Annotated in this window: 13 protein-coding genes; 7 read left to right on the top strand and 6 right to left on the bottom strand. The window is 35.6% G+C overall.

Annotated elements, in window-relative coordinates; genetic code table 11:
• Positions 1 to 28: 28 nt before the first annotated feature.
• A complete protein-coding gene (locus J3U18_RS02020; protein WP_065734255.1) occupies positions 29 to 919 on the top strand; it encodes a LysR family transcriptional regulator in 891 nt (296 codons plus the stop codon).
• Positions 920 to 981: 62 nt separating this feature from the next.
• Here J3U18_RS02020 and tolC read toward each other — a convergent pair whose 3' ends face one another.
• Positions 982 to 2,328 (bottom strand): outer membrane channel protein TolC, encoded by a 1,347-nt coding sequence (gene tolC / locus J3U18_RS02015; RefSeq protein WP_267352778.1) that lies wholly within the window; start codon positions 2,326 to 2,328, stop codon positions 982 to 984.
• Positions 2,329 to 2,466: 138 nt separating this feature from the next.
• Between tolC and nudF the strand changes: the two genes are divergently transcribed.
• Together nudF and cpdA are read left to right on the top strand one after the other, a co-directional pair.
• Positions 2,467 to 3,096: an ADP-ribose diphosphatase gene (nudF, locus tag J3U18_RS02010; protein ID WP_267352777.1), complete on the top strand. Its 630-nt coding sequence runs from the start codon at positions 2,467 to 2,469 to the stop codon at positions 3,094 to 3,096.
• Positions 3,097 to 3,258: 162 nt separating this feature from the next.
• Complete coding sequence (gene cpdA, locus J3U18_RS02005; RefSeq protein ID WP_267352776.1) at positions 3,259 to 4,089, top strand: 3',5'-cyclic-AMP phosphodiesterase; 831 nt, start codon at positions 3,259 to 3,261, stop codon at positions 4,087 to 4,089.
• A 49-nt stretch (positions 4,090 to 4,138) separates the two neighbouring features.
• Here the strand turns inward: cpdA and cls are convergent, their stop codons facing one another.
• The 5 genes from cls to fldA all read right to left on the bottom strand — a co-directional run bounded on the left by cls (position 4,139) and on the right by fldA (position 7,743).
• Positions 4,139 to 5,602, bottom strand: a complete 1,464-nt coding sequence (gene cls, locus J3U18_RS02000) for a cardiolipin synthase (protein ID WP_065734259.1) — start codon at positions 5,600 to 5,602, stop codon at positions 4,139 to 4,141.
• Positions 5,603 to 5,607: 5 nt separating this feature from the next.
• Positions 5,608 to 6,060 carry an acyl-CoA thioester hydrolase YciA gene (gene yciA, locus J3U18_RS01995; protein WP_065562254.1) on the bottom strand — a complete coding sequence of 151 codons (453 nt, stop codon included), beginning with the start codon at positions 6,058 to 6,060 and terminating at the stop codon, positions 5,608 to 5,610.
• A gap of 27 nt (positions 6,061 to 6,087) precedes the next feature.
• Positions 6,088 to 6,630, bottom strand: coding sequence for an inner membrane-spanning protein YciB (locus J3U18_RS01990; protein WP_065562253.1), 543 nt, complete (start codon positions 6,628 to 6,630; stop codon positions 6,088 to 6,090).
• A gap of 64 nt (positions 6,631 to 6,694) precedes the next feature.
• Entirely contained in the window at positions 6,695 to 7,153 is a 459-nt protein-coding gene (gene fur / locus J3U18_RS01985; protein ID WP_065562252.1) for a ferric iron uptake transcriptional regulator, read from the bottom strand.
• A gap of 77 nt (positions 7,154 to 7,230) precedes the next feature.
• Positions 7,231 to 7,743, bottom strand: a complete 513-nt coding sequence (fldA, locus tag J3U18_RS01980) for a flavodoxin FldA (RefSeq protein WP_065562251.1) — start codon at positions 7,741 to 7,743, stop codon at positions 7,231 to 7,233.
• A gap of 173 nt (positions 7,744 to 7,916) precedes the next feature.
• On the opposite strand from fldA, the gene sucC reads away from it, so the two are divergent.
• The 4 genes from sucC (at position 7,917) to cydB (ending at position 12,803) form a co-directional block, all read left to right on the top strand.
• Complete coding sequence (sucC, locus tag J3U18_RS01975) at positions 7,917 to 9,083, top strand: ADP-forming succinate--CoA ligase subunit beta (protein ID WP_267352902.1); 1,167 nt, start codon at positions 7,917 to 7,919, stop codon at positions 9,081 to 9,083.
• A gap of 24 nt (positions 9,084 to 9,107) precedes the next feature.
• Positions 9,108 to 9,974: a succinate--CoA ligase subunit alpha gene (sucD, locus tag J3U18_RS01970; protein WP_267342573.1), complete on the top strand. Its 867-nt coding sequence runs from the start codon at positions 9,108 to 9,110 to the stop codon at positions 9,972 to 9,974.
• Between the two features lie 101 nt (positions 9,975 to 10,075).
• Positions 10,076 to 11,647, top strand: coding sequence for a cytochrome ubiquinol oxidase subunit I (locus J3U18_RS01965; protein ID WP_220225069.1), 1,572 nt, complete (start codon positions 10,076 to 10,078; stop codon positions 11,645 to 11,647).
• Positions 11,648 to 11,666: 19 nt separating this feature from the next.
• Positions 11,667 to 12,803 carry a cytochrome d ubiquinol oxidase subunit II gene (gene cydB, locus J3U18_RS01960; protein WP_267352775.1) on the top strand — a complete coding sequence of 379 codons (1,137 nt, stop codon included), beginning with the start codon at positions 11,667 to 11,669 and terminating at the stop codon, positions 12,801 to 12,803.
• Positions 12,804 to 12,810 lie beyond the last annotated feature (7 nt).

Here is a 12,810-nt window from a genome sequence, read left to right as displayed (position 1 = left end):
TATTTATTAACAACTGGTGGTTGATAATATGGATTTAGTTAAGTGTATGGAAGCTTTTGTGATAACGGTTAAGACCGGATCGTTTGCTGCAACTTCAATCTCTTTAAATACCTCTCCACAAATGGTCGCAAAGTATATTTTGTTTTTAGAAAATTATTTGGGCTTAAAGTTGTTAAATAGAACGACGCGATCGCAAAATTTGACCGAGTTTGGCAAGCAGTATTATGAGCGATGTCTATTTATTTTAAGTGAGATTAAGAATACTAAGACATTAGCACAAACATATAGTAAGGAGCCGAAAGGTCGTTTAAGAATTAGTGCACCGGTGAGTTATGGTCAATTTAATTTGGTTCCGGTTATCAGCCATTTTATGAAATGTTATCCGAAGGTGAATATTGATATTCAGTTAAACGATCGTTATGTTGATTTAGTTAAAGATGATTTTGATGTAGTGTTTCGAATCGGTTCTTTAAGTGATTCGGGATTAATTGCGAGAAAGCTTAGTGATTTGCAACTTATTTTTGCTGCATCGCCAAGTTATTTGGCTCGTTATGGTGTGCCAGCAGTACCCGATGATTTGAAAAAGCATCAATGTTTGATCTATCAATATGTTAATTCAAACAAAAAAGATAATTTGTGGCCGTTTAAGATAAATGGTGAATTGATTAATGTTCCAATTACAGGATCATTTCAAAGTAATAATACGGCAGCACTAGCTGTAGCAGCCCTTGAAGGGTTAGGTATTACGATGTTACCTGAGTCGACGTTGAGAGAGTCAATTAAACAAAATAAATTAATCCCAGTTTTACAAAATTTTTTACCGCCGGCGAGGGAAGTCCATTTGTTGTATACCGCCGATAAGCAACGGTTGCCTAAGCTCAATATTTTTATCGATTTTATTATTAATGCGATGACTTAATAAGTATTTGGATAAATAAAAAAAGCGATCTGATGATCGCTTTTTTATTAATTTTTATTGAATTATTTTATTGTTGCAAGTGTGCTTACTTCTTTACCTAACATATTGTTTAGGTAATCTAGATCACTTGCCGTTAAGGTTCCAACTGCATATTTTAACTGTAATAAACTTGTTAAATAGTTGTATTTAGCGTCAGAAAGATTTCGTTTTGAGCTATACAGTTGTGTTGTTGCGTTAAGTACGTCAACGATAGTACGAGTTCCTACTTGGTATCCAGAAGAGGTTGCTTCTAATGAGCTTTGTGCTGAAACAACCGCTTGTTGATAAGCTTTAATCGCACTGATCGATGATGAGATGTTGTTGTAAGATGAGCGGATTTGGTTAATCACACTACGATTAGTACTTTCAAGTTTTTCACTTGAGCTTACGAAGCTGTGTTGTGCTTGTTGTACTTGTGATACTGTTGCGCCACCAGAGAATAGTGGTAAGCTTACGCTAACCCCAATTTTGTTATCACCAGTATATTTTTTACCGGCAGTATGACGCTCGTAATTGGTATTACCATAACTATCGCTTTTATTTAAGTTTGTTGATGCTTCTAAGCTAGCAGTAGGCATAAAACCGGATTGAGCCATTTTGATTTGGTCGCGAGCAATCTCTTGGTTTAACTTCATTGTTAATAAATTGAGATTAGTGGTTTCAGATTGTTTTAACAATGTGTTGATTTGAGTTGGTTGCTCAGTTCTAAAGGTTTTGGTGTCAACGCTGGCAAGTTGAGAATAGAAGCGTCCACTTACTTGGCGTAATGCTTCAAGCGCATTATTTAAATCATTTAATGCATTAACTTGTTGTGCAACAGTTAAGTCGTAATTTGCTTGAGCATTTTGTACGTCGGTAATAGCAACTAGCCCAACTTGATGTTGTTGGCGAGTTTGTTCTAATTGACGACCAATTGCTTTTTTCTGTGCATCGATGAAGCTTAATGCATCTAGAGCTTTTAATACGTTAAAGTAGGCTACTGAGGTGTTTAAAATTAATGTTTGGCCTTGATATTGATAAGAGATATCCGCAATAGTGGCTTGTTTTTTGGTGATATCTAACGCTTTCCAATTAGAAAAATTAAAGATACTTTGTGATACACCAACTTGGTATAAGCTACCGCTTTTAGTTTTAACACCGCTATTGTCTCGACGTCCATGTGATACACCATAAGAAGCACTAAGGCCAACTTGCGGAAGTAAGCTTGCACGAGAACCTGAAATTGCTGAGTAAGCTTTATCTTTTTCAGCTAATGAACTGCGTAGATCTGGGTTGGTTTGTTTCGCTTGTTCATAAACCTGTACTAAGTTTTCAGCAAACACAGATTGACTTAATGCTAAGCCAATTAAAAAGGTTAAAGTTTTTTTCATTAATCTTCTCTTTAAAAGCAATAAAATAGAATAATATTTTCAATTGCATAATTTTAACAGATAATTAGCATATAGAAAGTATACTTATTCGTGATTCGCACTTTTTATTAAAATTTAGCTTAAAATTGAGAATTTGATATGAAATTTAAACCTACACCTGTGCTTTTTAACAAGAAAGATGTTTTTAATTTAACTAAACGCATTTTATATAAGGGCTTTTTTTCGTTATTGGAATACCGCTTTCAATACCGTAAATTTGATGGTTCAGTCAGTGAGGTGGTGAGTCGCGAAATTCTGGAGCGTGGCCATGCTGTGGTGCTTTTAGCATATGATGATAAGCGTGATGAAGTTGTGCTTATTGAGCAAATTCGGATAGCTGCAATTGAGACAGAAGATTCGCCTTGGATGTTAGAGTTGATTGCCGGGATGATGGATCATGAGAATGAGTCGATCGAAGAAGTAGCAAAACGAGAGGCCTTGGAAGAGGCGGGTATTGTTGTTGGGCAATGTAAGCCAATTATTAGTTATCTTGCATCACCAGGTGGTTTAACTGAGAAGTTACATGTTTTGGTTGGTCAGGTTGATGCTTCAACCGCTAAAGGCGTGCACGGTTTAGCTGAAGAAAACGAGGATATCAAGGTTCATGTAGTCAGCCGTGAGCAAGCTTATAAGTGGGTTGAAGAAGGCGTAATTAATAATGCGGCATCAATTATTGCATTACAATGGTTACAACTTAATCATTTGACACTAAGAAATGAGTGGAAATAAGCTATTTTTGTTAAATTCAGGAAATTATTGCTTCCCTAAAAATAAATTTTATTTTACAATTTAGTATAACATCATGATTTAAAAATAAAAAATTGTGATGTTGATCACAATATCAATTCTATTGCTGGCATGATTTCATATATATAATTATTGAGGTAGATTTTGGCGTCACTTTTAACGCTTCAAATACAGAATAAGCATTGTGCAAATATTTTGCATATTACTGATACACATCTGTTTGCTGATGAGGATGGTGCTTTATTAGGCATTAAGTCAAATGCGAGTTTTTTATCGGTTATTAATGAAATTAAGCGCGGTAATAGAAAGTATGATTTGATCGTTGCAACAGGTGACTTTGTGCAAGATGGTTCGAAGAAATCCTATGCCCGCTTTGCCGAGCAGATTAAGCAGTTTAATACGCCATGTGTTTGGTTGGCTGGTAATCATGATAATTTTAGTTATATGCAGGAAGTTTTTTCGAATTACCAACTGGCTGAAAATAAAGTGGTATCGCTTGGTGATAATTGGTTGATTGTGCTTTTAAATAGCCAAGTTGTTGGTCAGGCATGTGGTTTGTTACCTCAATCTGAGTTGCAATTTCTTGAAAAGACGTTATTAGCTCATACTGATAAAAATGTGATGGTCTTTTTGCATCACCATCCTATTAGTTCGGGTTGTCATTGGTTAGATGAGCATATTTTAAAAAATAGTAATGAACTTGAGGAAATCGTTAAAAAATTTCCTTCAATAAAAGGTCTTGGTTGGGGGCATATTCATCAACAACAAGATCATGTTTGGCATAATTGCCACGCGTTTTCTACACCATCTACTTGTTTTCAATTCAAGCCAAATTGTTATGAGTTTCAATTATCTAATGATGAAGCTCCAGGCTGGCGTGAAATTAAGCTTAATGAAGATGGAACAATTGAATCTAACGTTTTCCGTATTGCAGATAATCTGTTTTTGCCTGATGTTTCGCAAAAAGGTTACTAATATCTATCTTTTCAAAGGTTACTCAAACGTTAATTTTTACAACGATTGTTTAGAGCAATGGAGCAAAAAAATAAAATAGTCTTTCAACAATCCGTTGCCAGATTGGTCGTTTTTTCCATTTTTCAATATCCACTTTGTCTGATTGTGATAAATATTGTTCTAACAGTGTAGATAGTGATTTTGCAAACTGTGCATCATCAATTACCGTTGTGATTTCAAAATTGAGCCATAAACTTCGCATATCTAAGTTAACGGTTCCAACTAAACTAAGTTGGTTGTCGATTAATACACTTTTGGTATGGAGTAAATTATCGTTAAATTGATAAAGCTTAACCCCACCGTTTAATAATTCAGAAAAGAATGCTCGACTTGCCCATTTGACCATTAGCGAATCATTCTTTTTAGGGACGATGATGATTACTTCAACACCTCGTTGAGCGGCTGTACATACTGCATGTAAAATATCATCACTTGGTACTAAATATGGCGTTGTGAATATAATTTGTTCTTGAGCTGAGTAGATTGCGGTTAAGAGTACCTGGTGGATCATGTTTTCAGTATAACCAGGACCTGAAGCAATCAGTTGCATAATATGTTTTTTATCTTCTGGCGGCTCTGCGAAATCAGTAATTTGAGGTAGGGCTAAATATTTTCCTGTTTCTAGCTCCCAGTCACTGGCGTATATTGCACCCATTAGTGTGGTTACTGGACCACACATTCTGATCATGATATCAACCCACTCCCCAACATGTTTATTTTGTTTGAAGAATCGTGGATCTACGATGTTCATGCTACCAGTATATGAGATGTAGTTGTCAATAATGGCGACTTTTCGATGTTGTCGTAAATCAAGTCGTCTAAACATAAATCTTAATAGATTAACCTGCAATGCTTCGATGATGGTTATGCCTGCGTCTCGCATTCTTTGGCTGGCTTTGGAGCGGATAAAATGTCGACTACCGGCTGAGTCAATCATTAGGCGGCAGGTGACGCCTCGTTGTGTGGCTTGTATAAGCGCTTGTTCAACATCGTCAGCTCTACCACCTTCGTTCCAGATGTAAAAGACCATTTCGATATTTGACTTGGCTTGATTTATGTCTTGAATTAGTTGGTCAAAAATGGCATCGGTATTGCTCAGTAATTCAATGTGGTTGCCTCTGATCCCATCAAGACCTGTTTGATGTTTACAGAGTTGAAAAATAGGTTTGCTAACCTGGCTGACTTTGGTGGTAAAGATGTCAGGAAAAGCACTTAATCGATTAATAAATTTTGTAATAGTCGGGCGCATTTTTTGCGCACGTTTGGCTCTTTGTTGCCCAAGATGAGCTTCACCTAGTGCAAAATAGAGAATGACACCAATTATAGGTAATATATATATTACTAACATCCATGCGATTACGTAAGTGGTTGGTCGTCTTTTAAAGACAATACGTAAGGTGGTTGACACAATAAGCAACCAGTAAACAAGAAATATTAATGTACTTACTAAGGCATGAAATGATGTAAATTGCATAATTATCAGCTATAACTTAAGTTTAGTTTACTAATTGGGTCTTTAGTACAATCGAAATTTTGAAATATTTCAGGCAACGGTTTTGGATTATTATGTTTATCTACAGAAACATAAGTAAATGTCGCGTCAGTAATGCAGAAGCGTTGTGTTGCATTGTCAGCATCTGTTATTTTTTTTATCCAAACTTCAATACCAATTGTAATGGATGTTGTACCGGTTTTTATACAATGTGCATAACAACAAACAACATCGCCAACCATTGCTGGTTTGTAGAAGGTGATACTACTTGCATTTACTGTTACTACTCTTCTTTTAGCAATTTCTTTAGCTAAAATACCACCGGCTAAATCCATTTGTGACATTATCCACCCGCCAAATATATGGCCATGAGGGTTGGTGTCTGCTGGCATGGCTAAAGTGCGTAAAACGAGTTGTCCATTTGGGTTGTCTTGCGTCATGTTGAAAGTACTCCTACTTATATTACTTTATCCGTTATCAGCCATTTTATTCATATGCCGATAGATGTATATGCCCGATATCAATGACATGACTAATGATGCAATCGGTAAAATAAATACTTTGAAGATCCAGAAGAAATCACTTGATGCATAATAGGTTGCAACTAGGCTAAATGAACCGCAAGCCGTAAAAAAAGCGATCCATATCAAGTTGAGTTTATTCCAAATAGCGATATCGAGATGTATCTCTTTACCTAACATTTTTTGTAGTAGATTTTTTTTGAAACCAAACTGGCTAATAGATAATGCAGCCGCAAATAAGAAGTTTATGATGGTCACTTTCCACTTAATTATGTCTTGATTTTGTGTATAAAGTGTTATACCACCAAAAACCATTATCATCAGATAGGAGATGAGCTCGACTTTATCAATTTTTTTATACATAACAAGAATAATTAAAAATGAGATGGTTGCTGAAACCATCAAGGCTTGTACGCCAACAAAAATATCGTAAATTGTTAAAAATATAAAAAAGACGATAAGTGGTATAAAATTTAATAGCTGCTTCATTTAATTATTAACCTGAAAGATAAAAGTAAGTGTTCTCAATAAGTGAAAAGCCTATTAAATAGGCTTATTTTTTTGTATGAAGTTCTGGATGAGTTTTACAGTTACCTGATTTGCAATGACCATAAAGATATAAGCTATGAAAGGTGAGTTCCACGCCATATTGCTCTGCAATTTCTTTTTGACGTTTGTTGATAATTTCGTCTCGAAATTCAAAAACTTCTCCACAATCTAAACAAATTAAGTGGTCATGATGTTTTTGTGAGGCAAGCTCAAAAACGGCTCTTCCTCCTTCAAAATTGTGGCGTGTTACAATACCCGCATCATCAAATTGATTTAATACACGATATACAGTAGCAAGACCAATCTCTTCGCCCATATCAAGTAGTTTTTTATAAAGATCTTCCACAGTAATGTGTTGGCATGAAGGATCGCGTAGTAATTCTAAAATTTTTAATCGCGGTAACGTAACCTTTAAACCCGCACTTTTGAGTGCTGCATTGTTATCTTTATCATGATTTGTCATATTACATTCCAATTTAGTTAATTAATTAGGCATATTATAAAATATGAACGGAAAATAAAATAAATCACTTTGATAGATCAAATATTCATTTCGGTTTTTACTTGGTTTACCCAATTATTAATTCTTTCTTCTGTTAATTCTGGTTGGCGATCTTCATCAATGGCTAAACCTACAAAGTGGTTGTCATCAACTAAGCTTTTAGATGCTTCAAAACTGTAACCTTCAGTAGACCAATGACCAACAATTTTTGCGCCTTTAGGTTCGATAATATCGCGAATTGTTCCCATTGCATCACAAAAATATTCAGCATAATCTTCTTGGTCACCACAGCCAAATATTGCGACTGTTTTGCCATTAAAGTCAACGTTTTCTAAGTTAGGAAAAAAATCATCCCAATCCGCTTGAGATTCGCCGTAATACCAAGTTGGGATACCAAAAAATAAGAAGTCATATTTTTCGATATGTTCTTTTGTTGTTTTTGCAATATCAAAAAGATCTGCTTTGTCTGTACCTAAAATTTGTTGGATTTGTTTAGCTACATTTTCTGTGTTGCCTGTGTCACTACCAAAAAAAATTCCAACTTGTGCCATATTTTTACCTTTACTGTTTTTACAATATACATATTTTGAGTATAACACTGTCGGTAGTTATCAGCAATAATTCTCAATAACTCCAAACATAAGTAATTATTTACTACACAATTTTTTCAACTTGAATTAAAATTAGCCACTATTTTATGGCAATCGACGTTTCGGAATTATTTATGAATCTGCATGAGTATCAATCAAAACACCTATTTAAACAATATAATTTGCCAGTGCCAGAAGGTTATGTGTGTAATTCAATCGATGAAATACAAGATACATTGGCTGAGCTCTATTCTCAATCTAATGCTTGGGTAGCAAAGTGCCAAGTTCATGCAGGTGGACGTGGTAAGTCAGGTGGGGTAATTTGTACTAAAGATTTTAATGAAATTAGATTGTTTGCTGAAAAATGGTTAGGTCAATATTTAGTGACTTATCAAACAACGTCTAAAGGGCAACCAGTTAATAAAATTTTAATTGAAAAAGCGTCTAATATAGAGAAAGAGCTTTATTTAGGGGCGGTTGTTGATCGTAGTACAAAACGCATTGTGATTATGGCATCTACCGAAGGTGGTGTTGAGATCGAAAAAGTCGCTGAGCAATCGCCACATTTAATTCATAAAATATCACTCGACCCTTTAACAGGACCATGCGGATATCAAGGACGAGAGTTAGCTTTTAAACTTGGCTTAACCGGTAAATTAGTCAATCAATTCGCTAAATTATTTGTTAATTTTGCTAATCTTTTCATTGAAAAAGATGTTTCTTTAGCAGAAGTCAATCCTTTAGTTATTACCGATACACAAGAGTTAATCTGTCTAGATGCTAAAGTTGTGCTAGATGATAATGCTATGTTTAGACATCCTGATTTAGTCGTATTAAGAGATACTACACAGGAAGACGAACGGGAGTCGATAGCCGCTAAACAAGGCATTAGCTATGTATCTTTAGATGGCAATATTGGTTGCATGGTTAATGGCGCAGGTCTTGCTATGGCAACTATGGATATGATTAAACTTTATGGTGGTGAGCCAGCAAACTTTTTAGATGTTGGTGGTGGCACGACAAAAGAACGGGTTGCCGAAGCCTTTAAATTGATACTTTCTGATAAAAATGTGAAAGCAATATTAGTCAATATTTTTGGTGGTATTGTTCGCTGCGATCTTATTGCTAATGGCATTATTGATGCAATTAAGGAAATAGGTTTGACTGTTCCTGTTGTCGTTCGTCTTGAAGGTAATAATGCGGAACTAGCAAGAGATATTTTAGCTAAAAGTAAATTAAATGTTATTACCGCAAAAAGTTTAGTCGATGCAGCCCAACAGATCGTCAGTGTTGCACAATAAGAGAATGGGTGGAGAATAATTACTATGTCAATTTTGATTAATAAAGATACAAAAGTTATTTGTCAGGGATTTACTGGCAGCCAAGGTACATTCCATTCTGAACAAGCACTGGCTTATGGTACTAAATTAGTTGGTGGCGTAACACCAGGCAAAGGTGGTACGACACATTTAGGTTTACCTGTTTTTAATACTGTTAAAGAAGCGGTTGAAACAACAGGTGCAACTGCAACCGTTATTTATGTTCCCGCTGCATTTGGTAAAGATTCAATTTTAGAAGCCATTGATGCAGGTATAAAATTAATCGTCTGTATTACAGAAGGCATTCCAACCTTGGATATGCTCATTGTTAAAGAAAAATTAACCCAAAATGATGTTGTTATGATTGGTCCAAATTGCCCAGGAATTATTGTTCCTGATGAGTGTAAAATTGGTATCATGCCTGGACATATTCATTTAGCTGGTAAAGTTGGGATTGTTTCGCGTTCAGGTACGCTAACTTATGAAGCAGTTAAACAAACAACCGATATTGGATTAGGCCAATCCGTTTGCGTCGGAATCGGTGGTGATCCCATTCCCGGCAGTGATTTTATTTCAATATTAAAATTACTCCAACAAGATCCTAAAACAGAAGCAATAGTTATGATTGGTGAAATTGGTGGTAGCGCAGAAGAAGAAGCCGCCAACTATATTAAACATAATGTTACTAAACCTGTGGTTGCTTATATAGCTGGTGTTTCAGCCCCAGCCGGCAAACGCATGGGACATGCAGGTGCAATCATTTCTGGCAATAAAGGTACCGCAGCAGAAAAAACTAAAGCACTGCAATCAGCAGGTGTTACTGTTGTAAGTAGCTTAGCTCAAATTGGTGAAGCAATAAAAAAACATTTTTAAGTTTTATTTTTTTGACATTAATCAATTTTTATTCATTAAATTTTGTTGTACAATAATAACGTTACAAAATTTGTGGGCATTTAAGGATAAGGGAGCGCTTTATGTTAGATATAGTAGAACTGTCACGCCTTCAGTTTGCACTCACTGCGATGTATCATTTTATTTTTGTACCATTAACGCTTGGTATGGCGTTTATGCTTGCAATTATGGAAACGGTATACGTTGTTAGTGGTAAGCAAGTCTGGAAAGATATGACTAAATTCTGGGGTAAACTATTTGGTATCAACTTCGCTGTTGGTGTTGCTACTGGTTTAACTATGGAATTTCAGTTTGGTACAAATTGGTCTTATTATTCGCATTATGTAGGTGATATTTTCGGTGCACCGCTTGCAATAGAAGGATTAATGGCATTTTTCTTAGAATCAACCATGGTTGGTTTATTCTTTTTTGGATGGGATAGATTAAGCCGTGGCAAGCATTTAATGGTCACTTGGTGTGTGGCTTTTGGTTCTAATCTTTCTGCGCTCTGGATTTTAGTTGCCAATGGTTGGATGCAGTTCCCTGTCGGCTCAGACTTTAATCCGATTAACTCAAGAATGGAAATGCAAAGTTTTTTTGAGTTAATTACCAATTCTGTTGCTCAATATAAATTCGTTCACACCGTAGCAGCGGGTTATTTAACTGGTGCTATTTTTGTCTTAAGTATTAGTTCATATTATTTACTCAAAAAACGTGATTTACCATTTGCTAAGCGCTCTTTTGCTGTAGCTGCAGTATTTGGTTTTATTATGTCAATTGTGGTCGCTATTATGGGTGATGAAGCTGGTCATGAAATGACTACTGTACAGCCGGTTAAATTAGCTGCAATTGAAGCTGAATGGGAAACTCAACCAGCACCTGCGTCGTTCAACGTTATTGCGTTCCCTTCACAAGAGAAAAAAGAGAACTTGTTTGCGGTTGAAATTCCTTATGTGATGGGAATTATGACAACTCGCTCATTAGATACCAAAGTAACTGGTTTAAAAGATATTTTAGCGGATAATGAGACTCGAATTCGTAATGGTATTGTCGCTTATTCTAGTTTAGAAAAAATTCAAAAAGGCGATAAAGACCCTGCGGTTTTAAAAGCCTTTGAAGATAATAAAGTTGATTTAGGCTATGGTTACCTAGTTAAACGTTTTACCGATAAAGATAACCTAACAATTCCAGAAGCTACTGAAGAACATATTAAAGCAGCGACTGAAGATTCAATCCCAGCTGTATGGCCTTTATTCTGGGCATTTAGAGGAATGGTTGGCTTTGGTTTATTAATGATTTTAGGTACTGGCCTTGCTTTATGGTCAACTTACAAAAATAAAATTGGTGAAAAACGTTGGTTATGCCGTTTACTTCTTTTATCACTCCCATTCCCTTGGTTAGCATGTGAATGTGGTTGGTTTGTTGCAGAATATGGTCGTCAACCTTGGGCAATTCAAGACATATTGCCAACTGGAGTAGCTAATTCATCATTAACTCCAGGTGAAGTACTATTCACTATGGTTCTTATTTGTGGACTTTATACAATGTTCTTAGTTGCTGAGATGTTCTTAATGTTTAAGTTTGCTCGATTAGGACCAAGCTCTTTAGGTACTGGCAGCTATCATTATGAAAAAACACAATCGATATCAGAGTAAGGCATAGGGAGTATATACAATGATTGATTATGAAATTGTAAGAGTCACCTGGTGGGTGCTGATTAGCGTTGTGTTAATCGCCTTTGTTGTCACCGATGGATTTGATATGGGTGTTGGTATCTTACTACCATTTATTGGCAAAACTGATACTGAACGCCGTATTATGATAAATGCAATAGCACCGCACTGGGATGGTAACCAAGTTTGGTTAATTACTGGTGGTGCAGGTATTTTTGCTGCTTGGCCGATGGCTTATGCGGTATCTTTTTCCGGATTTTATATTGCGATGATTTTGGTGTTATGTGCACTGTTTTTTAGACCAATTGGGTTTGATTATCGTAGTAAATTAGAAAATTCTAAATGGCGTAATATGTGGGATATTGCAATCTTTTTAGGTAGCTTTGTTCCTGCTCTTGTTTTCGGTGTTGCATTCGGAAACTTGTTAGAAGGCGTTCCATTTAGATTTGATAATAGTTATCGCTCTTTTTATGATGGTTCATTTTTTGGTTTACTTAACCCATTTGCAATATTAGCAGGTGTTGTGAGTTTAATGTTAATCGTTGCTCATGGTGGTGCTTGGTTGCAAATGAAAACTTCTGGTGAACTTTATTTAAGAGCAAGAAAAGTAACTCAAATAGCTAGTTTAATTATGTTAATTGCATTTGTATTAGCTGGAGTTTGGGTTGCCTTCGGTATTCATGGTTATGAGGTAACTAGCGCTATAGATCCTAATGGTGTTTCAAACCCATTGAGCAAAACTGTTTCGACAGATGTTTCATGGTTAAAAAATTACATGAACTATCCAATATTATGGGTTGTACCAGCTTTAGGTGTTTTATTACCTTTATTTACTATTTTATTTTCTAGTTTAAATAAAAATGGATTAGTGTTTTTATCTTCTGCACTAACCATTGCTTGTGTATTACTGACATATGGTATTGCGACATTCCCATTCATCATTCCTTCAAGCATTATGCCAAATGCGAGTTTGACAATTTGGGACGCATCTTCTAGCCAATTAACACTTAATATCATGTTTGGTGTAGCACTAATCTTTGTACCACTCATTCTGTTCTATACCACATGGTGTTACATTAAGATGTTTGGCCGTTTAGATAAAAATCATATTGAAAATAATAAACATTCACTTTATTAAGGATTTA

Source organism: Gilliamella sp. B3482, from assembly GCF_026536805.1.
GTDB classification, from domain to species: Bacteria; Pseudomonadota; Gammaproteobacteria; order Enterobacterales; family Orbaceae; genus Gilliamella; species Gilliamella apicola_E.
Note: the sequence above shows the minus strand (reverse complement) of the source record. Positions and strands in the feature narration are given on the sequence as shown.